This is a genomic window from Rhodococcus sp. RCBS9 (assembly GCF_029457415.1).
GTDB classification, from domain to species: Bacteria; Actinomycetota; Actinomycetes; order Mycobacteriales; family Mycobacteriaceae; genus Rhodococcus_F; species Rhodococcus_F qingshengii.
Map to the genome: position 1 here is coordinate 3,520,161 of NZ_CP120422.1, position 22,411 is coordinate 3,542,571.

General features: G+C 62.7%; 23 protein-coding genes and 1 pseudogene. 10 read left to right on the forward strand and 14 right to left on the reverse strand.

Annotation, left to right across the window (positions count from 1 at the left end; translation table 11 throughout):
- Positions 1-26 precede the first annotated feature (26 nt).
- Positions 27-542 (reverse strand): VOC family protein, encoded by a 516-nt coding sequence (locus tag P0M12_RS16585; RefSeq protein ID WP_058039213.1) that lies wholly within the window; start codon positions 540-542, stop codon positions 27-29.
- Positions 543-653: 111 nt separating this feature from the next.
- Between P0M12_RS16585 and P0M12_RS16590 the strand changes: the two genes are divergently transcribed.
- A complete protein-coding gene (locus P0M12_RS16590; protein ID WP_064688596.1) occupies positions 654-1,124 on the forward strand; it encodes a MarR family transcriptional regulator in 471 nt (156 codons plus the stop codon).
- Positions 1,125-1,186: 62 nt separating this feature from the next.
- A complete protein-coding gene (locus P0M12_RS16595; protein WP_003945542.1) occupies positions 1,187-2,005 on the forward strand; it encodes a Cof-type HAD-IIB family hydrolase in 819 nt (272 codons plus the stop codon).
- A 1-nt stretch (position 2,006) separates the two neighbouring features.
- Here the strand turns inward: P0M12_RS16595 and P0M12_RS16600 are convergent, their stop codons facing one another.
- The 8 genes from P0M12_RS16600 to P0M12_RS16635 form a co-directional block, all read right to left on the reverse strand.
- Positions 2,007-2,894 carry an alpha/beta fold hydrolase gene (locus P0M12_RS16600; protein ID WP_003945464.1) on the reverse strand — a complete coding sequence of 296 codons (888 nt, stop codon included), beginning with the start codon at positions 2,892-2,894 and terminating at the stop codon, positions 2,007-2,009.
- 225 nt (positions 2,895-3,119) lie between these two features.
- Positions 3,120-3,785 (reverse strand): hypothetical protein, encoded by a 666-nt coding sequence (locus tag P0M12_RS16605; protein ID WP_054188066.1) that lies wholly within the window; start codon positions 3,783-3,785, stop codon positions 3,120-3,122.
- Positions 3,786-3,907: 122 nt separating this feature from the next.
- The gene (locus P0M12_RS16610; RefSeq protein WP_003945543.1) at positions 3,908-4,672 is read right to left on the reverse strand and encodes an SDR family NAD(P)-dependent oxidoreductase; all 765 of its coding nucleotides are present in this window, start codon (positions 4,670-4,672) and stop codon (positions 3,908-3,910) included.
- 146 nt (positions 4,673-4,818) lie between these two features.
- Entirely contained in the window at positions 4,819-5,871 is a 1,053-nt protein-coding gene (locus tag P0M12_RS16615; protein ID WP_003945931.1) for an acyl-CoA dehydrogenase family protein, read from the reverse strand.
- Positions 5,868-6,833: an acyl-CoA dehydrogenase family protein gene (locus P0M12_RS16620; protein WP_007734178.1), complete on the reverse strand. Its 966-nt coding sequence runs from the start codon at positions 6,831-6,833 to the stop codon at positions 5,868-5,870. Before P0M12_RS16620 ends, P0M12_RS16615 begins: the two co-directional genes overlap by 4 nt.
- Complete coding sequence (locus tag P0M12_RS16625) at positions 6,830-7,990, reverse strand: acyl-CoA dehydrogenase family protein (RefSeq protein ID WP_007734181.1); 1,161 nt, start codon at positions 7,988-7,990, stop codon at positions 6,830-6,832. The genes P0M12_RS16620 and P0M12_RS16625 overlap by 4 nt, the downstream gene beginning before the upstream one ends.
- Positions 7,990-8,862 carry an enoyl-CoA hydratase gene (locus P0M12_RS16630; RefSeq protein WP_064688590.1) on the reverse strand — a complete coding sequence of 291 codons (873 nt, stop codon included), beginning with the start codon at positions 8,860-8,862 and terminating at the stop codon, positions 7,990-7,992. Before P0M12_RS16630 ends, P0M12_RS16625 begins: the two co-directional genes overlap by 1 nt.
- The gene (locus tag P0M12_RS16635; protein WP_021332413.1) at positions 8,859-10,400 is read right to left on the reverse strand and encodes a FadD3 family acyl-CoA ligase; all 1,542 of its coding nucleotides are present in this window, start codon (positions 10,398-10,400) and stop codon (positions 8,859-8,861) included. Before P0M12_RS16635 ends, P0M12_RS16630 begins: the two co-directional genes overlap by 4 nt.
- Before the next feature lie 55 nt (positions 10,401-10,455).
- On the opposite strand from P0M12_RS16635, the gene P0M12_RS16640 reads away from it, so the two are divergent.
- From P0M12_RS16640 to P0M12_RS16655, 4 genes are all read left to right on the forward strand, one after another.
- Positions 10,456-11,685, forward strand: coding sequence for an acyl-CoA dehydrogenase family protein (locus P0M12_RS16640; RefSeq protein WP_277376580.1), 1,230 nt, complete (start codon positions 10,456-10,458; stop codon positions 11,683-11,685).
- Positions 11,685-12,497 (forward strand): SDR family oxidoreductase, encoded by an 813-nt coding sequence (locus P0M12_RS16645; protein WP_003945582.1) that lies wholly within the window; start codon positions 11,685-11,687, stop codon positions 12,495-12,497. The genes P0M12_RS16640 and P0M12_RS16645 overlap by 1 nt, the downstream gene beginning before the upstream one ends.
- 76 nt (positions 12,498-12,573) lie before the next feature.
- Positions 12,574-13,245, forward strand: coding sequence for a TetR/AcrR family transcriptional regulator (locus P0M12_RS16650; RefSeq protein ID WP_003945807.1), 672 nt, complete (start codon positions 12,574-12,576; stop codon positions 13,243-13,245).
- Between the two features lie 11 nt (positions 13,246-13,256).
- A complete protein-coding gene (locus P0M12_RS16655; protein WP_277376581.1) occupies positions 13,257-14,405 on the forward strand; it encodes an acetyl-CoA C-acetyltransferase in 1,149 nt (382 codons plus the stop codon).
- A 54-nt stretch (positions 14,406-14,459) separates the two neighbouring features.
- Here P0M12_RS16655 and P0M12_RS16660 read toward each other — a convergent pair whose 3' ends face one another.
- Positions 14,460-14,777, reverse strand: coding sequence for a DUF4333 domain-containing protein (locus P0M12_RS16660; protein ID WP_020906277.1), 318 nt, complete (start codon positions 14,775-14,777; stop codon positions 14,460-14,462).
- 97 nt (positions 14,778-14,874) lie between these two features.
- Positions 14,875-16,275 (reverse strand): cytochrome P450, encoded by a 1,401-nt coding sequence (locus tag P0M12_RS16665; protein ID WP_277376582.1) that lies wholly within the window; start codon positions 16,273-16,275, stop codon positions 14,875-14,877.
- Between the two features lie 96 nt (positions 16,276-16,371).
- Between P0M12_RS16665 and P0M12_RS16670 the strand changes: the two genes are divergently transcribed.
- Entirely contained in the window at positions 16,372-16,959 is a 588-nt protein-coding gene (locus tag P0M12_RS16670) for a TetR/AcrR family transcriptional regulator (protein ID WP_277376583.1), read from the forward strand.
- Between the two features lie 47 nt (positions 16,960-17,006).
- Here the strand turns inward: P0M12_RS16670 and P0M12_RS16675 are convergent, their stop codons facing one another.
- Both P0M12_RS16675 and P0M12_RS16680 read right to left on the reverse strand, forming a co-directional pair.
- Positions 17,007-18,017 carry an ABC transporter substrate-binding protein gene (locus tag P0M12_RS16675; protein ID WP_202426981.1) on the reverse strand — a complete coding sequence of 337 codons (1,011 nt, stop codon included), beginning with the start codon at positions 18,015-18,017 and terminating at the stop codon, positions 17,007-17,009.
- Between the two features lie 82 nt (positions 18,018-18,099).
- Complete coding sequence (locus P0M12_RS16680) at positions 18,100-18,978, reverse strand: bile acid:sodium symporter family protein (protein WP_003945620.1); 879 nt, start codon at positions 18,976-18,978, stop codon at positions 18,100-18,102.
- Between the two features lie 132 nt (positions 18,979-19,110).
- Between P0M12_RS16680 and P0M12_RS16685 the strand changes: the two genes are divergently transcribed.
- The 3 genes from P0M12_RS16685 to P0M12_RS16695 are packed head-to-tail and all read left to right on the forward strand — an operon-like array spanning position 19,111 to position 21,325.
- A complete protein-coding gene (locus P0M12_RS16685) occupies positions 19,111-19,383 on the forward strand; it encodes a DUF2277 domain-containing protein (RefSeq protein ID WP_003945457.1) in 273 nt (90 codons plus the stop codon).
- Between the two features lie 5 nt (positions 19,384-19,388).
- Positions 19,389-20,810, forward strand: coding sequence for an alpha/beta hydrolase (locus P0M12_RS16690; RefSeq protein ID WP_007734212.1), 1,422 nt, complete (start codon positions 19,389-19,391; stop codon positions 20,808-20,810).
- A gap of 23 nt (positions 20,811-20,833) precedes the next feature.
- A complete protein-coding gene (locus P0M12_RS16695) occupies positions 20,834-21,325 on the forward strand; it encodes an NUDIX domain-containing protein (protein ID WP_073512098.1) in 492 nt (163 codons plus the stop codon).
- Between the two features lie 368 nt (positions 21,326-21,693).
- On the opposite strand, the pseudogene P0M12_RS16700 reads toward P0M12_RS16695, so the two are convergent.
- A pseudogene (locus P0M12_RS16700) lies at positions 21,694-22,020 on the reverse strand (transglycosylase family protein); the annotation flags it as partial.
- Positions 22,021-22,411: the final 391 nt, after the last annotated feature.

Genomic DNA, 22,411 nt, shown 5'->3' on the forward strand with positions numbered 1-22,411 from the left:
CGAATGGTGTGGGGGAGAGCAAGTTTTCAGAGGACGTGATTGCCGTACATCTCACCGAGTGGGTCGGCGATCAGCTCGAGTCGAGCGCCGTCGGGATCGCGGAAGTACAACGAGACCTCGCTGTGCTCGATCAGTTCGACGCCGGCCTCGGTCAGTCTGGTACGTAGCTTCGCCCACTTGGCGGGTTCGACGCTGATCGCGATGTGGTGGAGGCCGCCGAGTACTTCTTGGTACGGGCCCACGTCGAGACCCGGGAAGTCGAAGAACGCCAGAAGGTTGCCATTGCCGATGTCGAAGAAGAAGTGCGACGACCCGGGATAGTCACGGTTCTCGATCAACTCGGTGAGTGGGAAGCCGAGGAGATCCTGGTAGAACTTCACGGTTCGTTCGACGTCACTGCTGATCAGGGCCGTATGGTGCAGGCCGCGTGCGGTCGATGCGGGTCGTTTGTCGGCGGGGAGCAGATGTCGATCCCTGATCTCGGCGCGGCGTTCCTCGAACCGCACTGCGTTGTCGACCTGCACTGCGTTGTCGTCGCTCATGGCGCCCGCCTCCCGGTTGAATCTTCACTTCGAACAAGTAGTTGACTGATCAACTACATTGAGAATAGCTCATTTGATTTCGTTGTCAACTACTTCGGATATGCTGGCGTTATGGAATCAGTGCGGTGGTTGACCGACTCGGAGCAATCGGCCTGGCGGGCGTATCTGGACTCGACGCGACTGCTGCAGCGTGTGCTCGACCAACAATTGATGCGAGACTCCGACATTTCGTTCACGGACTTCGAACTGTTGGTTGCTCTATCCGAAGCGCCTGGGCGGCAACTGCGCATGAGTGAGCTCGCCGATGCTGTGATGGCGACCCGAAGTGGTGTGACCAGGGCCGTCAATCGGCTGGTCGGTGGCGGTTGGGTGCGCAGGGTCGAGTGTGTCGACGACAAGAGGGGCGCTAATGCGGAGCTGACCGACCAGGGTGCCGAGAAATTGGCGTCGGCAAGCCCGGCGCATGTGGCCGCTGTACGGGAGAGCATGTTCGACCTGCTGAGCCCGCGAGATGTCGAGCGGCTGGGTGTGGTCTTCGGTGAGATGCGTCGGCACCTTCTCGAGGCCCAAGCAAGTAATTGACAGAGCAACGGCCCATGTCACGTAGTTGGTGAGGGCTGCGAACGGACTGCCATCATTGTCTGGTGACCCGTATTCGTATGTTCGCAACCGACCTCGACGGCACCCTGCTGCGCTCCGACCGAACGATTTCGGCGCGCACCGCGCAGGCCATGGAGAACGCGCGGCTCGCGGGGATCGAAGTTGTGTGGGCGACGGCCCGGGCCAGGCATTCGGTACACACGTTGGCGAGCTCGTGCGGATTTCGCGGTAAAGCTGTGTGTGCCAACGGAGCTGTCATTCTCGACCTGGCGGACGGGACTCCGGAGATCGTCGACACCGTTTCGATCGAAACATCTTTGGCTGCAACAGCTATGGAGCAGGTTCGTGCTCTGATTCCTGGCGTCGTGTTCGCGAACGTCGGACCCACGCAGTTCTTTGCCGAGCCGGAGTATGCCGCTCTGTGCGAGTTCGCGGACCATCACCGGCACCTGCACGAGATGGTGCTCGCCGATACGCTGCCGCTGGACGTGGAGCCGATGGTCAAGATCGTGGCCCGGCATGCCGAGGTTCCCAGCGCCGACCTGTACCGAACTGCGGTCGCTGCGGGCATCGAGGGTGTGGAGTTGACCCACTCCGGCGCCCCGTACATGGAAATGGCTGCAGCGGGCGTCTCGAAGGCCAGCGCTCTCGCGCAGTTGTGCGCGATCGACGGCATCGACGCGTCGGAAGTTGCCGCGGCCGGTGACGCCTTCAACGACGTTGCGATGCTGACCTGGGCCGGAACGGCTCTGGCGCCCGCCAACGCCAGAGCCGAGGTCATCGAGCTCGCCGACCGAATTTTGCCCACGAACGACGAGGACGGGGTGGCGAGCTACCTCGAAGAGCTGGTTGCGGGGAGCTAGTTCAGCTGCTGACGGCCTTGGGTCCGGTGCCGATACCGACTCCGCAGTCCGTCATGAATTCGGAGAAGACACGGTCGAAGCGATCCGGATAGTCAAGGTGCGGGAAATGCCCGGCGCGCTTGAATATCTCCACCCGCCCCAGCGGTAGTTCGGCGCGAGCATTCTCGGTGTGGGCGTTGGGGATGATGGTGTCTTCCTCGCCCCACACCAGTAGTGCCTGCAGGTTCTTGAAGTTGGCGAAATGCGGAGTGGCATTGACGGTTTGGCCGTTGTAGTTGATGACCGATCGCGCGGTCGCCAGAAATGCCTGACGTGTCGACGCGTCCGATACCGAAGCAAAGCTCTTACGGGCCTCACTCGCGCTGGCACCGAGCTTGAACAGGCCGATCTTGTTGAAAAGTCCGAGCGCTTTGTCCGTCACGTCGGTCAGCGTCCTGGACGCGAGAACGGGAAGTACCAGTTCGCTGCCGGGCAGAGTCGCCGCGCGCAGGAGTGGGCTCACCTCGGGGCCGAGTCCGCCGCTGGCCACCAGGCACAGCCGCTCCACCCGGTCGGGGAACAGGTACAGCGTCTGCATCGCGATCCCACCACCGAGGGAGTGACCGACGAGGGTGGCCGACGGAATATCGAGGGCTTCGAGGAGGTCGCGAACGGTGGCGGCGTGAGCACTGAGTGAATAGTCGCCGGCAGGCTTGTCCGACGCACCATGTCCGAAGAGATCAGGGGCGATCACGCGGTAATGACGCGAGAGCGTCTCGATCTGCGGCTCCCAATTGGAGTGCGCGCCCAGTAGGCCGTGAATGAGCACCACAACGGGGCCACTGCCTTGGTCGACGTACTTGAGCTGGTCGCCGTGCAATACAACCGTCTGTAGTTGGTCGGTTGCCATGATTGAACCTTTCGGAGCCGCCAGTGTCTGTGGCTGCTCGCGTGTTGTCGGACCGCACCCGCCCCGACGCGGATCCACGGGTATTTGTGACCGGGAGTAACCCCAGTTCCCTCAGTATGCCCACCGAGGGGCCCGATGTCGTCGCCATCGGGCGTGTTGTGACGAACCGTGAGCCGTCGGCTGAGGGGAGACGTACAACTCACCGCCGCGTGTCGGCGCCGCTGATCAGGCGAAATCGACCAGTTTGCCGAAAGTGAGGTTGATGTCCCACGGTGTGACGCCCCACGTCTCGATCGCTGATACCGCGAAGATTCCGGCAGCCTCGATGGTGTCCTGTGAGGCTGGTGCCGAAACGGAAACGCCGGTTTGTCCGCTCGGAACCTCCGGCCAGACGCCGGTTCCGGCGGGCGCGGGGGTGGCCTCCATGACCGCGTTGGCCAGTCCCGATTCGTCGACGGTCGTGAAGAGGCAGTTCGGCTCGTGCGGAGCATCCCACCCGCCGAGTTCCGCGAGCCAGAATTCGCCACGTCCAGCAGCGGAGATCGCGACCGACGCGAGTACCGATTCGAGATCTTCCCAAGCGTCGGACGTCGGGGCCGACGCCTCGGTGAGCTTGAACGGTGCGGCAAGTGCAGTGCTGTCAGGGGAAGCGAAGCGCGGCTGCACAGTGAGGGCCTGGGTCTGGGTATCCAGAAACGCAACCTCTCGGAACTTGTTGTCCGGCAGGGTCGTACGGGCTACGAGACCGCGTCCCAACTGTGCGCCGAGCGCCGCGGGATCGTCGACGCTCCACAAGCGGGTCTCGTCCTCGGACCACGTGCGAATCATTCCGCCGACGACGGGACTGATCAGCACGGGCTCGAGGTTCGTAGTGCCTGTTGACTCGCTCACCGCTGGCTCCCCACCGCACGTCGTACCGCCGGACGGGTTCCCGGCGGCCAGTTAAGTATGCCGCCTCGCTGCTGTGCGCCTTTATTAACCGCCGGGGGTTAATAAAGGCGCACAGCAAGTGGTCACATATGCGTGCCGCCGTCGATGCGGATTTCCGTTCCGGTGACAAACGAGCCGTCCTCGGAAGCGAGCATCGCGATCACGCCGGCGACCGCGGACGGGGGCGCGAAACCCTCACCGATTGCCGGCGCCAGCTTGCCGAGCAGCGTGAAGTCGATGTCGGCCGGGAATCCAGGATCGGAGGTCATGCCCGAAGCGATGCTGCCGGGTGCGACGGCCACGGCGCGAAGGCCCTGCTTGCTGTACTCGAGTGCAAGAGCGTGCGTGAAGGATTGGATTCCGCCCTTCGACGCTGCATATGCCGTCATATATGGGTGGGCGAAGGTGGCCGACGTGGAACTGAAGTTGACCACGACGCCTGCCCCGCTTTCGAGCAGTGCCGGCAGGGACTCCCTCGTCATGAGGAAAGTTCCGGTGAGGTTGACCCCGATGACGGTGTTCCAGAAATCGAGTGTCATCTCGTGGGTGTGCGCGGAGCGCAGAATGCCCGCCGCGTTGACCAGCACGTCGAGCCCGCCCAGAGCCTTGATCGCAGCGCCGACCTGTTCGCGAACAGACTCTTCGCTGGAGATGTCGACCTTCACCGTGGTCAGGCGATCGGAATGGCCTGCGTCCTTCGCTGCGTTCAGCGTCTGTTCGAGGCCGGTCTCGGAAATGTCGGCGGCGACGACGGTGCCACCTTCTGCCAGGATGCGGGCAACGGTGGCCTGGCCGATTCCGGATCCTGCGCCGCTGATGAGGACGCGCTTGTCGTCGAATCGATTCACGAGAAAACTCCGGTCTGTGGGATGGACAGCTGTCTGGTGACCGATTCTGCGCGATCCAGAGCTATTAATCTGCTGGGCATTCCACTGACTGGGCACCAGTGGTGCTTGTTCGCTCGCAATCCCGAGCGAACAAGCACCGACGTCTCCTAGAGGCCCGCTGCCTGCGCGAGGCTCGGCAGGTAGGTGCTCGGCTGACCGAAAAGCTGAGCGCTGCCGTGTGCACGCTTGAAGTACAGCTGAGCGTCGTGCTCCCAGGTGATCGCGATTCCGCCGTGCAACTGAACCGCTTCGGAGGTGATCTGCTGCAAGGCTTCCGAGCAGTAGACCTTCGCCACTGCCGCGTCGTCCGCCGACTGCGTCGCCACGGCGGCGTACGTCATCGACCGCGCCGTCTCGACCAACGTGTACATGTCGGCCATCCGATGCTTGAGGGCCTGGAAAGAACCGATCGCGCGACCGAACTGCTTGCGCGACTTGGTGTATTCCACGGTCTGTTCGACGATCGCTGCTGCCGCTCCGACCTGTTCAGCAGACAAGGCGATCAGAACGACGGTTCGGATCCGATCGACCAGATCTTCGGACCACTCCAGTGGCCGACCACGAACACCGGAGAACGTGACCTCCGCCAGCGTTCGCGTCGGATCCATGGTGGGGACGCGTCGGCGGGAGACGCCTTCGGCCGCTGGATCCACTTCGTAGAACCCGTCGGCCGTGAGAACGAGCAGGGTGTCTGCGACGTGTCCGTCGAGGACGTACGACGCCGTACCGGTCAACGCGTCTTCGGTTGCCTCGACGCCGAAGGTGCTCCAACCCGCGGCACCTGCCCAGCACAGAGCGAGCGTGCTCTCGCCGGACGCGACACCGGGCAGCAGTCGCGAGCATGCGTCGTTGTCACCGGAAAGCAGCAGTGCCTGTGCGGCAAGAATCGCCGAACCCAGCATCGGTGACGGGGTCAGCGTGCGGCCCAATTCCTCCTGGACCACGTGTACTTCGCCCAAACCTGCTCCGACGCCGTCGAACTCCTCCGGAATCGCCAACGCGGCGACGCCGATCTGCTCGCACAGCTTGCTCCACAAAGCGGCGTCGTAGCCGATCTCTGTGGTGATGGCGGCGCGGACGGCAGCGGAGTCGGAATGCTTGCTCAGGAGATCGCGTACCGATGCGCGCAATGCTGCCTGGTCTTCGGTGTCGATGCTCATGATGCAACCAGCGCTTCGACGACGCGTGCGCGATGCTCGGACGGTGTGCCCCACGCGGTGAGCAGCGCCCGTACCTTGGTGAGCCACAAGGAGAGATCGTGTTCCATCGTGTAGCCGATGGCGCCGTGAACCTGGAGTCCGACGCGAGCGGCCTTGTACGCAGCATCCCCGCACGCGACCTTGGCCGCAGAGATGTCACGCGAGGCGTCGGCCGACTGATCGCGAACCGACAGTGCGGCGCCGTGCAGCAGGGGGCGAGCCATCTCGAGGGAGACGGCAACCTCGGCCAGGTGGTGCTTCATGGCCTGGAACTGTCCGATGACCTTGCCGAACTGCTTGCGCTGCTTCGCGTATTCGGTGGTGACCTCGAGCAGTGTCTGTCCCAGGCCCTGCAACTGCGCGGCAGTGGCAAGAGCGCCCATGTCGAAGGCGGCCGAGAAGTCGGCGGAGCCCAGTGATTCGCCGGCGGAAACCTCGTAGAGCTTGCGGGAGAGATCCACTGATGCCTTGGCTTCGCCAGGGACGCCGAGTGATACGGCACCGTCCTGCGCTAGCAGAACCAGATCCACCGCATCGGCGTCGAGCGCGAACGGTGTGCGCGGGGGAGCTGCGACGGTTGCCAGCGAACCCTCGGCGAGAGCAGAGAGACGTTCCGGTGCAACGGAAGCCAGGAGCGTCGGCGCCACGGCGATCGTTTCGACGACCGGTCCGGGTACTGCGTGCCGACCGAGCTGTTCGAGCGCAACGACCAGGTCGACGGCGTCGGCGCCGAGTCCGTCGTGCTCTTCGGAGATGACGAGACCGTTGACGCCGGTCTCGGCGAGGCGCTGCCAGAGCTTCTTGCCCGGCTCGGTGTCACCGTCGTTCCACGAACGGATGACGGCGGGCATGTCGGACTTGGTCAGCAGCGCATCGATGCTTGCAGCGAAGTCCTGGTGGGAGGAGTCGAGCGCGAATCTCATCGGTCCGCCTTCGGTAGGCCGAGCAGACGCTCAGCGATGACGTTTTTCTGAATCTCGTTGGTGCCTGCGTAGATCGGGCCGGACAGGGAGAACAGGTATCCGTCCATCCAGTTGTCGGCCAACTCGGCTTCAGGGCCCTGAAGTTCGAGAGCAGTCTCGTGGGTGGCGATATCCCACTCGGACCAGAAGACCTTGTTGATCGAGGACTCGGCGCCGAGCTGTCCACCGTCGGCCAGACGGGTGACGGTGCCGAATGTGTTGAGTTGGTAAGCGCGAGCGCCGATCCAGGCGTCGGCGACCTGGTTGCGCAGAGCGCTGTCGTCGGTGCGTCCGCTGGACTTGTACAGCTCGAGCAGGCGGTCGACGGTGGCGAGAAAGCGGCCGGGGCTGCGCAGCGAGAGACCACGCTCGTTGCTCGCGGTGCTCATCGCGACCCGCCAACCTTCGTTGACGTTTCCGATCACACCCGACTCACCTGGGTTGGCCGGGTCGTCCGGAACGAAGACGTCTTCGAGGAAGATCTCGGCGAAGCCGGGCTCACCGTCGAGCTGATCGATCGGGCGAACGGTGACACCCTTCGACCGGAGGTCGAACATGAAATACGTGATGCCCTTGTGGCGCTGCGCATCCGGATCGGAGCGGAACAAGCCGAAGCCCCAGTCGGCGTAACTCGCGCGTGAGCTCCACGTCTTCTGACCGTTGAGCAGCCAGCCGCCGTCGACCTTCTTCGCACTCGAACGCAGGCTTGCGAGGTCGGAACCGGACTCGGGCTCGGACCAGGCCTGGGCCCAGATGTCGTCGGCACGAGCCATGCGCGGCATGATGCGAGCCAACTGCTCGGCATTTGCATGCTCGAACAGTGTGGGAGCCAACAAGAAGATGCCGTTCTGGCTGACGCGGCCGGGCGCGCCCGAGCGGTAGTACTCCTCCTCGAAGATGACCCACTCGAGCAGGGATGCATCGCGTCCGCCGAGTTCCTTGGGCCAGGAGACGACGGCGTAGCCGGCGTCGGCGAGTGTGTGCTCCCACTGACGGTGCTCTTCGAAGCCTTCGGCGGTATCCATCGACTTCAGGGGAGTCGCGGGTACATTCGCTTCCAGGAACGAGCGAACCTCGTCACGGAATGCGGTTGTGGCGTCGTCGAATACGAGATCCACTATTTTGTTCCTTCCTGCGGTGCGCGAGCACTGGCAGCCATAGCTTTGGCGTCGAGACCACCAAGCGAGTCTTTGCCGACTTCGGCGTTGTGAGCGTGAGCGAAGTGATGCAGACCGAAGACGGAGTCGATGCCGTTGCGCATCCCCATCTGATCCTCGCACTGATTGACGGCCTTCTTGGTCAAAGCCAGTCCGAAGCGCGGCATCTCGGCGATACGTCCGGCGAGCTCGAACGTCTCCTTCTCGAGATGCTTGCGGGCGACGACGCGGTTCACCATGCCGATTTCGTATGCACGTTGCGCGGTGAACCGATCGCCGGTGAAGAGCATTTCCTTGGCGAATCGTGAACCGACCATCCACGGGTGCGCGAAGTATTCGACGCCGGGGATGCCCATGCGGACAACGGGATCGGAGAAGAAGGCGTCGTCGGCCGCGACGATCATGTCGCAGACCCAGGCGAGCATGAGCCCACCGGCAATGCAGGCGCCTTGGACCATCGCGATGGTGGGCTTGGGGATCTCCCGCCAACGGCGGCACATGCCCAGGTAGACCTCCATCTCGCGGGCGAAACGCTGGTCACCGCCTGGCTTGTCGACGTGATCCCACCACATGGTGGCCTTGTTCTCGTACTCGACGTGATGGTCGCGTCCCGGAGTTCCCAGGTCGTGTCCGGCGCTGAAGTGAGGTCCGTTGCCTGCCAGGACGATCACCTTCACGTCGTCGTCCTCGACGGCGCGCTGGAATGCCGCGTCGAGGGCGTACGTGACCACCGAGTTCTGGGCGTTGCGGTAGTCGGGTCGATTCAAGGTCACGACGGCGACCGAGTCACGAACCTCGTAGGTCACGACGTCGGCTTCGAAGGGAACGGTCATGATTGTTCCTCGCGCAGAACCGTTTTGAGGACCTTGCCCGAAGGGTTACGGGGCAGGTGATCTACGAAGCGCACCTCGCGGGGCACCTTGAAGCCTGCGATCTTCTCCTTGAGGAAGGCGATTACCGACTCTTCGGTGAGGCCGGCACCGTCGAGTTGGGCGATGTAGACGCGGCCCACCTCTCCCATCCGGTGATCGGGGATGCCGATGGCAGCAGACTCGTGGACGCCGGGCAGGCGAGCCAACATGCCCTCGATCTCGGCGGGGTAGACGTTGAATCCGCCGCTGACGTACATGTCTTTCAGACGGTCGGTGATGTCGAGATATCCGCGCTCGTCGAGGGTTCCGACGTCTCCGGTGTGCAGCCAGCCGTCGACGTCGATTGCCTTGGCGGTGGATTCCGGGTCGTCGAGGTACCCGAGCATGACGTTCGGTCCGCGAAGCAGGATCTCGCCTTGGTCGCCGATCTTGACCTCGAAATCGGCTGTCGCGCGGCCGGAACTGGTGGAGACGGTGACCGGGTCGTCGTCGGTGCGGCACATGGTCGCAACCACTGCCTCGGTCAAACCGTATGCCGTGAGGACGGCGTCGAAAAGCTCTGCTTGCATGCGCTCGACGAGAGCAACCGGCACGGGTGCTGCGCCCGTGATCGCGATGCGGAGCGAGGACAGGTCGTATTCGCTGCGGCGGGGATGATCGAGGATGGTCTGGTAGATCGTCGGGGCGCCAGGCAGGATGCTGATCTTCTCGCTGCTGACCAATGCGAGGGTGTCGTCGATGTTGAAGACGGACACCGGCACGATCGTCGCACCGTTCAACAGGCAGACCAGGATTCCGGCCTTGTACCCGAAGGTGTGGAAGAACGGGCTGATGATGAGGAAGTTGTCGTCGGCGGTGACCTCGGCGCATTCACCCCACGACTTGGCGACAGCGATGGACTGACGATGCGCGGTGATCGCACCCTTGCTGCGCCCCGTGGTGCCGGAGGTGAAGAGGATGTCGCTGACGTCGTCTGGCTGCACCTTCGCAGCACGCGCGTCGGCTTCGGTGCGGGCGGCGTCGGTGGCGAGCGCGAGGAAGTCCTCGAACTCGATGACGCCGTCACGGTCGTCGTCCCCGTCGATCGGTACCTGGATGACGGTGGGGATCCTCAGGTCCGGATTGGCGTCGAGCAACTGCTGGTACCGGTCGGCCTTGAGGAACGTGCCGACGACCACCAGGGCAGCTGCGTCGACGCGCTCGATGATGTCGAGTGCTTCGGTGCCGGTGTAGCGCGTGTTGATCGGGATGATGGCTGCGCCGGCGTACTGAGCGCCGAGCAGGGCGATCACCCAGTGGTATGTGTTGGGCGCCCAGATGACGACGCGGTCGCCTGCCTTCACCCCACGGTTGATCAGTGCGCCGGCGAAATCGCGGACGCGCTGATGTAGCTGTGCGAAGGTCAGTCGGGTGTCGCCATCGGCGATAGCCGCGCGCTCACCGAACTCCTCGGCGGCCCGGATGAGGGCTGATGGGATGGTTCTCGGTTGTTCGGTCACTGGACTCCTACCTGACACGCTACCTAGCAAGTGCTTGGTAGGTTATCTTACATATGTGGACCAGAGCGAGAGCCCGGACGGGCAGATGACGGACGACGAGTTTGCGGCCACGGTCGCGCAGTGGTTGGCCGAGAACTTGACGGGCAAATTCGCCCAGCTCAAGGGTAAGGGCGGCCCCGGCAGTGAGCACGAGTTCTTCGAGCAACGACTCGAGTGGGACAAGCACCTCGCAGCGTCGGGGTGGACGTGCCTCGGGTGGCCGAAGGAGTTCGGCGGGCGGGGAGCAAGCATCTCCCAGCAGGTCATCTTCCATCAGGAGTACGCGAAGGCCGGTGCGCCCGCTCGCGTCAGCCACATCGGTGAAGAGCTGCTCGGCCCGACGCTGATCGCGTACGGCACCGACGAGCAGAAGCGCCGATTCCTTCCTGGCATCAACACGGTCAGTGAACTGTGGTCGCAGGGCTACTCCGAGCCCGGCGCCGGTTCCGACCTCGCGAACGTCTCCACGACCGCACGCCTCGAAGACGGCAAGTGGATCATCAACGGCCAGAAGGTGTGGACCTCACTGGCTCACGTCGCGCAGTGGTGCTTCGTGGTCTGCCGCACCGAGGTGGGCTCCAAGCGTCACCAGGGGTTGAGCTTCCTGCTTGTCCCGTTGGATCAGCCCGGTGTGACAGTTCGGCCCATTCAGCAGCTCACCGGCACATCGGAGTTCAACGAGGTCTTCTTCGACGACGCCGTTACCGATGCCGATCTGGTGGTCGGGGAACCCGGCGAGGGCTGGAAGATCGCGATGGGGCTGCTCACCTTCGAGCGCGGTGTATCCACGCTCGGACAGCAGATCGGATTTGCCCGCGAGCTCCAAGGCGTCGTCGACCTGGCGAAAGCCAATGGCAGTGACCAGGATCCGCACATTCGCGAAAAGATCGCCCGCGCGTGGGTCGGACTGCGCGTGATGCGCGCCCACGCGATGCGCACTCTCGACGCGGTCGACGCCGGAACCGGTGGCGGAGAAGCGTCCGTCGCAAAACTGTTGTGGGCCAACTGGCATCGTGATCTGGGACAGCTGGCGATGGACGTGCAGGGTCCGTCGTCGTTGGTTGCACCGTGGGCGGATTCCGAAGGCAATGCCTCGGACATCACCGATCCCGAGCACCTCGAGCTCGACGAATGGCAACGACTCTTCCTCTTCACCCGCGCCGACACGATTTACGGCGGCTCCAACGAAATTCAGCGCAACATCATTTCCGAGCGCGTGCTCGGTCTTCCTCGAGAGGCCCGTTAATGTCTGACACCAAAGCCGCGTCCCCGCTTTCCGTTGCGCCGGAGGAAACCCCGGGCCACGGACTGCTCGCGGGCAAGAAGGCGATCATCACCGCCGCAGCCGGAACCGGCATCGGTTTCTCCACTGCGCGCAGGGTGCTTCTCGAGGGCGGCGACGTTCTCGTCTCCGACTTCCACGAGCGTCGACTCGGCGAGACGGTGGAGAAGCTGAAGGCCGAATTCCCCGGTCAGCAGGTCGAATCGATCATCTGCGATGTATCGAGCACCGAGCAGGTCGACGCGTTGTTCGTCGGCGCCGCCGAGAAGTTGGGACGTATCGACATCGTCGTCAACAACGCGGGCCTTGGCGGTGAAACTCCCGTCGTCGACATGACGGACGATCAGTGGGATCGCGTTCTCGACATCACCCTCAACAGCACCTTCCGTTCGACGCGCGCCGCCCTGCGGTACTTCAAGAGCGTTCCCCACGGCGGTGTTCTGGTGAACAACGCGTCCGTTCTCGGTTGGCGCGCGCAGCATTCCCAGGCGCACTACGCCGCAGCCAAGGCCGGCGTCATGGCGCTGACTCGGTGCAGCGCCATCGAAGCAGCGGAGTACGGAGTCCGTATCAACGCGGTCTCGCCTTCCATTGCGCGTCACGCGTTCCTGGCGAAGGTCACCAGTGAGGAACTGCTCGACCAGTTGGCTTCCGGTGAGGCCTACGGCCGCGCCGCGGAGGTCTGGGAGATCGCAACGGTCATCGCGATGCTCGCCAGCGATTACTCCACCTACATGACCGGCGAGATCGTCTCCGTTTCTTCGCAGAGGGCCTAGCGTCCCCGTGCGCGGTTAAGGAGCCCCTGGACTCGCTGACCGCGCACAGGGGAAGGCCCTGGATAGGATTGAATACATGACGCCACCTCGAAATTCCGACGAATCAAACGGCAAGTCCGGGCGCCGCGACGAGCTGCTCGAGATCGCCGCGGGGCTCTTCGCCGATCGCGGAGTGCGCGCGACGACCGTCCGCGACATCGCCGACGCCGCCGGGATCCTGTCCGGCAGCCTGTATCACCATTTCGATTCCAAGGAGTCGATGGTCGACGAGATCCTGCACCAGTTCCTCGACGAACTCTTCGGAAAATACCGCGAGATCGTCGCGGCGGGGTTGGACAGTCGCGCGACGCTCGAAGCACTGGTCGTGACGTCGTACGAGGCCATCGACGCCTCACATTCGGCTGTGGCGATCTACCAGGACGAGGTCAAGCACCTCGTCGGGAACGAGCGCTTCGCTTACCTGGCCGAGCGCAACACCGAATTCCGGGACCTGTGGGTCGGCGTCCTCGAAGCCGGCGTCGCGGACGGGACCTTCCGCTCCGACATCGACGTCGAATTGGTCTTCCGCTTCATGCGCGACACCGTGTGGGTCGCGGTTCGCTGGTACCGCCCGGGTGGATCCCTCTCGGCGCACGCCGTCGCGGCTCAATATCTCGCGATCGTGCTCGACGGGCTCTCCGATCCGGCCACAACTTCAGACGCTATTGCTGAATCAACTTCAAGAACTATTGCTGCACAACGAAACTAGGAGCTAACGCTATGTCCGAGGTTTACATCGTCGACGCCATTCGCACACCGATCGGCAAGAGGGGCGGCGCGCTGTCCGGCGTGCACCCCATCGATCTCGGTGCGCACGTCGTCAAGGCACTGGTCGAGCGCACCGGTATCGACCCCAGTGACGTCGACGACGTGATCTTCGGTTGCGTCGACGCCATCGGCGGCCAGGCCGGCAACATCGCCCGTATGTCCTGGCTCGCAGCGGGATTCCCGGAGCACGTTCCCGGGGTGACCGTTGACCGTCAGTGCGGTTCGAGCCAGCAGGCAGTGCACTTCGGCGCTCAGGCCATCCTGTCGGGCACTGCGGATCTGATCGTTGCCGGCGGCGTTCAGAACATGAGCCAGATTCCGATCTCGGCAGCGATGATCGTCGGTCAGCAGTACGGATTCGACACGCCGACTTCGGGTTCGGTCGGTTGGACCGAGCGCTACGGTGACCAGGAAGTCTCGCAGTTCAAGGGCGCCGAAATGATCGCCGAGAAGTGGGACATCAGCCGCGAAGAGCTCGAGAAGTGGGCCCTGCAGAGCCATGAGCGCGCCAAGGCTGCAATCGCCGCGGGTCGTTTCGACAACGAGATCGTCGCCATGGGCGACGCGACCGTCGACGAAGGACCCCGCGAGACCAGCCTCGAGAAGATGGCGACGCTCAAGGTTCTCGTCGAAGACGGACGCATGACCGCGGCAGTGGCCAGCCAGATCTCCGACGGTGCGAGTGCGCTGCTGCTGGCGTCGGCGGAAGCGGTGGAGAAGTACAACCTCGAGCCCCGCGCCCGGATTCATCACCTCAGCGCACGCGGCGACGACCCGATCTTCATGCTCAGTGCGCCGATCCCGGCCACGAAGCATGCTCTCGCGAAGGCCGGCCTGAGCATCGACGACATCGACATCGTCGAGATCAACGAAGCTTTTGCCCCGGTCGTCCTGGCCTGGATCAAGGAAATCGGCGCAGATCCGGCCAAGGTCAACGTCAACGGCGGCGCGATCGCACTCGGTCACCCGCTCGGCGCGACCGGCACCAAGCTGATGGCAACCCTGCTCAACGAACTCGAGCGCACCGGCGGTCGTTACGGCCTGCTGACCATCTGTGAAGGTGGCGGCACCGCGAACGCGACGATTATCGAGCGTCTCTGACGCCTTGCTGTGCGCCTTTATTAACCGCCGGCGGTTAATAAAGGCGCACAGCAGTTAGTTGTTCGGCACATCCGCAACCTTGATGTCGAAGTTCGCACTTTCACCGTCAACGCTGGTCACGGTAGCTGTGACGTCGTATTCGGTGCCCTGCTCGGTCAGGATGCACGTGATCGATGCGCCGACTTCGGCGTCGAGGTTCTCCGGACACGTCACGTCGTCGGGTGGCTCGCCGATCTTCTCGGCGAGTTGAGTGGAGATCTGACTTGCGACTTCGGACTTGTCCACTTGCGGCGTCCCGACGCTTGCCGAGCAAGCTCCCGTGGCCAATGCCGCCGAGAGTAAGACGATTCCCACTGCAGGCCTCTTTGTCATGTGAACTCCCAGGGTGCGCCGGTGCTCGCTGCTGCCACCTCAGGGATTACCGCATTCGGGACTGTTCAACCGAGTTGCGCGACGCAGTTTTGCGAGGTCAGCGTCGGCGGACCGTCAAGTTGAAGCCTTCGGGCATCAGGGTGAGCCGTTCGGCTACCTTCAACTCGTAGTCCGGATCGGCCTCGATCGTGTATTTCTGCAAGATGGTGCCCAACACGAGGACCGCTTCGTGAATAGCGAATTGTCTTCCGATGCAGGCGCGTTCACCTGTTCCGAACGGCTTGTACACGTGCGCCGGCCTGGCTTTGATGTTGGCGGGCAGGAAGCGATCCGGATCGAACGCCTCGGGATCGTTGCCCCACACCGGATCACGATGAAGTGAGGGGATGAGCACGAGCATCCAATCGCCCTTCTTCATCGGATACTTGCCGACGAGCGTCGTGTCTTCGAGCGCCGCGCGCCCGTAGGCGGGAGCGGTCGGCCACAGACGCAATGATTCGTCGAGGACGCGTCGTACGTATCGAAGTTTCGCGATCTTCTCGAAGGCGGGCTCCTCGCCCTCCCATACCTTGTCGACCTCGGCTTGCGCCTTGGCCAGCACGTCAGGGTTTCGTGACAGGTAGTACAGCGCGAACGACAATGCGCCGGAGGTCGTTTCGTGTCCGGCGACGAGGAAGGTCACGACCTGATGGCGGATGTTCAGTTCGTCGATACGGTTGGGATCGTTCTCGCGTGCCGCCCGCAGCATCAGTTCGAGAAGATCTTCGGGCCCCGGTTCGGTACTTGTCCGCCGGGCACGGATCACTTCGTCCACAACCTCGGCCATGTACGCCTTGCGGACCTCGTCACGTTGATCGGCGCGACGTGCGAGCACTCGCCCGAGGGCGGTCGACTTCAGGAACGTCGTGCGCTGCGAATGGGAGAGTGTGCCGACCATTGCCTTGACGAACGGATGCTGTTCTTCACGTTCGAAGGAGTCGAACGAGTAGCTGAATCCAGTGCGTCCGATGGTCTCCAGCGTCAGCTTGGTCATGTCTGCGGAGACGTCGATGGGGGAGTCACTTTCACGACTGTCCCAATGGTCGACCAACTCGCCGGCTACGTCGAGCATGGTGCGGTGGTACGAGCGCATCGCAGTCTGGCTGAACGCCGGTGCCAGGAGATTGTGCGCCTTGCCCCAGTTGGGTTCGTGGTTGTACGCCGTGAACAGGCCGTCGCCGCCGATTCCGCGGAGTGCTTTGACTCCAGGTGCAAGGTGCTTCGCGAACCGGGACTCGTCGGACAGTTCTGCCACCATGTCCGCGCCCGAGGCGAAGACGAAGCGATTTCCCAGGACATTTCTCTCGAAGATCGGGCCGAGTTCGCGGCCGATGCTCACGGAGTTCTGCAGCGGTGTCCGGATATTGATCCCGAGAACGTCCCCGAGGACCGGCAGGCGCCACGCCGGATGCGGGATCCGAGCATCGGTCGTCGCCTCTGGAGTGGTGTCGACGCTCATTGTGTGTCCCCCGGGGTGAGATCGCTTACTGAATTGATGTCTAGTACGCAAAGTACGCCTTACTGAATCGGTGTCAAGTAGTAATCTGACTTGCCTATGGTCGCACCACGAAAACGCCTGGACCGAGAGCAGCGGCGCACGCAGTTGCTCGACATCGGCGCGCAACTTTTTGCCGATCGCTCGTACGAGGATGTGTGGATCGAAGAGGTCGCCGAGATTGCGGGCGTCTCGCGCGGGTTGATGTACCACTATTTTCCGACCAAGCGAGACTTCTTCGCCGCAATCGTCGAGCGCGAATCGCAGCACCTGCTCGAGGTGACCGCACCCGATGCGACGCTACCGGTGCGCGAACAGGTGGCAGCCGGGTTGGACGCCTACTTCGCGTACGTGAAGTCGCACAGCAGGGGAGTGCGCGCCATCAACGTCGGGACGCTGTCGGCCGAGGCCGGTATCCGGGCGATTGTCGAGCGCGAACTCGAACAGCAGCAGATTCGAATCCTCGATGCACTGGGATTCGAGGGCGAAAGAAGACGGCTCGCTGCCGTTGCAGTTCGGGGATGGATCGCGTTCGTCCGAGCTGTCTGCCTCGACTGGCTCGATCAACCTTCCATACCGGAGGAAGAGTTGAGAGTGATCTGTCTGCGGACCCTCTCCGGAGCGTTGGGCATCGACCTCGAAACGTGAAATGCCGACTGCGCGGGAGCGGCCGGCATTTCCACGGACAAGTCTGATCAGTCGAGCGTCGAATAGAGATCGTCCCAGCCCTTGGCGACGTACATGTTGGTGTAGATGGACCCGTAGTACGTACTTCCTTGCAGAACGGTGACGTTCCCGGCCTGCACAGCCGGAAGTCTTTGCCACAACTTGGTGTCCGAGAGTTGTTCGAAGGTGGTGTCATTGCTGTCTGTGACAGAAACCATGAACGCGTCGCAGCCTTGCAGACGATCCATCTCTTCGATGCTCAGTCGTCCCTGATTGTCGAAACCGGTTGTGTTCAATGTTCTTCCGCCGATATCGGCGAGCGTCATGTCGGTGGGTTGACGATTCTTCTTTCCCGTTTCCTCCGACACGGGCAGGCTGTCGATGTAGATCGTGGCCTTGTCCGGACTGTAGGACAAGCTTGCGACGGTCTTGCCCGCGATCGCCGAAGCGTGTCGAGAGCGGATGTCGGTGATCAGAGCGTCATAGTCGGTGATCAGGCGATCCATGGTGGGTGTTCGGCCCAGCCAATCGGAGAGCCGGGTCAGGTTCTCCCGCCACGTCTGCTTCGATTCGGTCGTCAGGACAGGAGCGATGGCTTGGAGCTTTGCGGCGGGCCAGTACTCGTTGTCGGCGTTGACGCAGATGATGAGATCGGGTGCGAGTCCGAGGATCTGCTCCAGATTGGGCTTGTCGCTGAGGTATTCGGCCGAGCCGTCGACGGGAACCCACTTGGTGACGGGCGAGATGTTGTATCCGAACACCGGTAGTTCCAGGGCAATGGCGAGCTCGAGGTCGGTTCGGGCGTCGACGGCCAAGACCCGCTTGGGGTTGGTAGGTATGTCGTAGGTCCCCAACGGCGTGGTGACGGTGCGCATTTGAGCGTCATCATCGGCCCCTGAACCGTCGCTGGAACTGCAGGACGACAGAATAGTTGCGACTGCTGCCATCCCGGCTCCGATGCCGAATTGGCGACGGGTAAGTGCGTCGACTAGCTCTTGCCAGACGCGTTCGTCCGGCACGGTAGGTGTGTTGGTCAGCATTTTTTCGATACCCTTCGGTCTGAGTCCGTATCGATCGTAGGGTTGGCGATACCAGATCACCTATATCGAAAACCGCCTGATATTAGTCGATTTCGGCCATGGTCCGTGACTTTCGGGTGATGGCGGCGCCGAAGGCTGCAGCGAGCGGGAACATCAGAACGCCGTACACCGCGGCCGGTACTGCCAATTGCACGTTGTCGAGGAGACTGACGGCGATGGTGATCGCCAACGTGCTGTTGTGGATGCCGATTTCCATGGAACTGGCGATGGCCTGACGATCCTCGATGCCGAATATCCGGGGAACGACGTAACCGATCGAGAGGCTCAGTAGGCAGAACAAGGCAGCGACGACGCCGATGTCGACGAGATAGTCCGCGATGTTCTCGCGCTCGGAAACAACCGTTCCGACGATCACCAGTGCCAGAACCACCGCGGATCCGATGCGGACGGGCTTGTCCATGCGCTCGGCAAAGGCGCTCGAGCGCAATCGAACCCACATTCCGAGGGCGACAGGAATCAGTACGACGGCAAAGACCTGAAGTACCTTCGTGAACTGCAGTCCGAGGGTGCCGTCCGCGTCCTCGGGTTCGAAGTAGCCCAACGCGAAGTTGGTGATGAGCGGAAGGGTGACCACCGCTATCACCGAATTGACCGCAGTGAGTGTCACATTGAGAGCGACATCGCCGCGGAACAGATGGCTGAACAGGTTTGCCGTGGTGCCGCCCGGTGATGCGGCGAGGAGCATCATGCCGACAGCGAGCAGCGGGTCGAGGTCGAACAACGTGACCAGACCGAAGGCCGCGGCCGGGAGCAACAACAACTGACAGATCAGGGCAATCGAGACGGCTTTCGGCGCTTTTGCCACGCGGGCAAAATCTCCGACCGTCAAGGAAAGTCCGAGGCCGAACATGATGATGGCGAGTGCGGCGGGTAGGCCGACGGAGGTGAGTGCAGAGTCCATGAGTTAGTGGCTACTTCCAGTCACTGGGGGAATTTCACTGAAACTACCGTGATGCCCGGATCTGCGTGGCAGTTTGGATACATTGATGTATCGAACCGTGACGGCGTCGGTGAGCAGGGTTATCGTCGAATTATGTGCCGAAACATCACTGAACTTCGTGGACTCGAGCCCGCTGCTACGCCGGAGGAGATCGAGGCGGCCTCTCGCCAATACGTACGTAAGGTGAGCGGAATAGCCAAGGTGTCCGACGCGAACCGAGACGCCTTCGAACAGGCGGTGCGTGAGGTGACCGAAACGACGACGCGCCTGCTCAGTGCGTTGCCGCCTCGCAGACAGCCACCTCAGACCGTCCCTCCGTTGCGTCGCCCGGAAGTACAGGCTCGGATCGCTGCTCGTTCGTCCTGACCCGAGTGGATCTCACAGATATCGACGTATGGGACGTCGAAGCCTTGGATCAACTGTCTGCTGGGTTGGAAGGCGTTCTGGTCGCTCACCGCGTTCGCGACATCCGTCGACGGCTGGATACGCTGCGCAAAGAGGCCGTCGCCGACGACTTGCATATTCGTCAGGATGGAACCGTCTCTGCCGTTGCGCCCATCGCCGACGGTCACCCGCTCCACGTGCACGCCCAGTTGCTCGAGGTCGCAGTTCGAGAACTGATCGGTGAGGCACTGCTGGTCAGCGCGGATCTTCATCATGCGTTGTCTCTGCGGTCTCAGGTCGGCACCGACCTCCGTGACAAAGCTGTGCGTGTGGGGGAGGAGTGGCGAGCGTTCAGCCCTGATCGGCAGCGTCAGATGTTGCGTCATGCACCAGGCCTGATCGCCAACCTCGACGGCATTCCTGCTGCGATTCGCAGCCCGGCCAATCTCGATCGAATTCAATCGGAACGAGCACGGCTGCAAGATGATTCAGTCCGAATCTCGCAAGAACTTCACCGCGAGTTCTTCGGCGGCAGACTGAGTAACACCGGGGCGGGCCAGTGGTACGCCGAACGCAAACTCGAGGATCTGGACGCGCTCGACGAGTTGTTTCGCGCCGAACCTGATCGACGGTTACTGCTCATGGACATGCGCTCGGGCGAACGCGGCTTCGCTGCAATTGCGATCGGTGATCCGGACACAGCGGATCACATCTCCGTGACGATTCCCGGACTGAACACCAACGTCAAGGACTCGATGCGCGGAATGGTCGGCGAGGCAACGCGATTACGAGCCGAGGCGATGCGGCAGCTCGAACTGGCCGGCCGAAAGGAAAGCGTGGCCACCATCGCCTGGATCGGATACGACGCGCCACAGGTGATCGGGCCGGGAAAGTTCGACATCGGTCGGGCCAGCTTCGACGTCAGTCGATCGTCCAAGGCCGGCATAGCCGCCGACGCATTGGGCAGCTTTTTTCACGGTCTTCGTTCTGCGTCGGTCAACGACGGAGTCCATATCACCGCGTTGGGCCACTCCTACGGATCCCTCGCGACTTCTCTTGCGCTGCAACGCGGGGCAAGCGCAGCGGTCGACGACGTGGTGTTCTACGGTTCACCCGGGGTGCGAGCCAAGGTGGAGTCGGACCTCGGTATCGCCGACCGCCACGTCTACGTCATGAAAGCGGAAGGCGACAGTATCGCGGGGTTCGGCCGTTTCGGTGGCGATCCGACGCGCACCGAGTTCCATCGGTTGTCCACGGCCGAGGGGATCACCCCGGATGGAGTGAAACACGAGCGGGCGTTCGGGCATGCGGAGTACGCGAGGACAGGGGACAACGGAGAACTGCGGATGTCGGGATACAACCTCGCGGTTGTGGTTGCCGGACTGCCGGAGTTGGCCGTTATGGCCTGACCTGCTGGCTTACAGTGGCACTCATGCGTCTGAGGCATTCGGCCAGGGGGTTGGTCGTTGACGACCAGTCCCGTCTTCTGCTTTACCGATTCATCGCGCCCGGGGGCGGGCTGACGGTCTGGTGTCCTCCGGGCGGAGGCTTGGAAGGAGACGAAACCCCGTCCGAGGCGCTCGCGCGCGAATTGGACGAGGAGATCGGCTTGCGCGACTACGGCGCAGCCACCCATGTGTGGCATGAGGAGATCCGTGACCCGGCGATATTGCCGGGTTGGGGTGGTGCGATCAACGACTACTTCCTCGTGCCGGTGGCGACCGCATTCGAGCCCTGTGGGTCGTTGGGGCGCGAAGCGCTGGCCGCCGAGCTGGTCGAGCACTTCGAGTGGTGGAGTGTTGACCGCCTCTTGTCACACAGTGGTCGAGAAGTGTTCGGGCCACGCGATTTACCCGACCGGTTTGCACGCCTGGTCAAGGATGGGCCATCGAGTGCGCCGGATCGATTTGTTCGGTCGCAGTGAGGGATGCGAGGTAGCGATTGAAAACGAACATTTCGGCATCGAAACACGGCTACGCTGGGGTTATGGAGCACTACGTGCGTAAGGACCCCATCCCGTACGCTTCTACGGCTGCGCCGGTCAGTTCTCACAACCGGTTGGCGAGGACGGCCCAAAAATTGTGGATGGCTCTCCGAGGGATGATGGGGGATCGGAAGGCGAGTCGATATACCTCGCTCGCTCCGCGGCATCCCGACGGATCACGCACCGCTGTAACATCTTTCAACAGTAGTGGTGGTGGGAAATAGGTATCGGTATACAACACTGCCCGGTGTTCGTCGAATTCTCGACGAACACCGGGCAGTGACGCACTACTCGAACTGGGGTCAGCGGAGGTACTGTCCGCACACCGGCCACGCGCCGGCGCCCTGACCGGCAAGGACGTTTTCAGCAACGCGGACCTGTTCTGCCTGGCTGGCGTTGGCGGCGCTGCCCGCTCCGCCGTAGGCCTCCCACGTGCTCTGGCTGAACTGGAGTCCGCCGTAGTAGCCGTTTCCGGTGTTCGCGGCCCAGTTGCCCGAAGATTCGCATTCTGCGACACCCGACCAGTCGTGGGTGGCTGCGGATGCGGTGCCTGCGCTCAATCCGAGGGCTCCGGCTGCGAGGGCTCCGGCTGCAGCGACAGAGGCAAGTGCACGGGTAACGGTGGTCTTGGTCATTTTTGGTAAATCCTCTCGAGTCCCGCCGACGGAGGACGGTGACCGTCTCAGCTCCGCTCCCACCACTAGGAATGTTGTCGAGTCCGAACCGCGGGGTGGGACGGGCGGTGGCGATTCGGTAATGCCCGGTTGATCGGGCTGTCACCAACCATAAGAGATGATTACGGATTGGTCACGGGTCGGCGTGTCGACACATGTTTGTGCAACAGAAATGCATCAAAGAGTGTTTTCCCAGGTCGCATGGCGATATGCCACCTCTCCCGGCGTTACATAAACGAGATGAAATGTGATGCAAGTCACCTGAAACGTGCCTCGGCGGCGTCGATATGCGGCGAATGTGACACTCGATCAGCCCGGTTTGTCGGCTTTTCGACCCGGTTTTCAGTCGTGC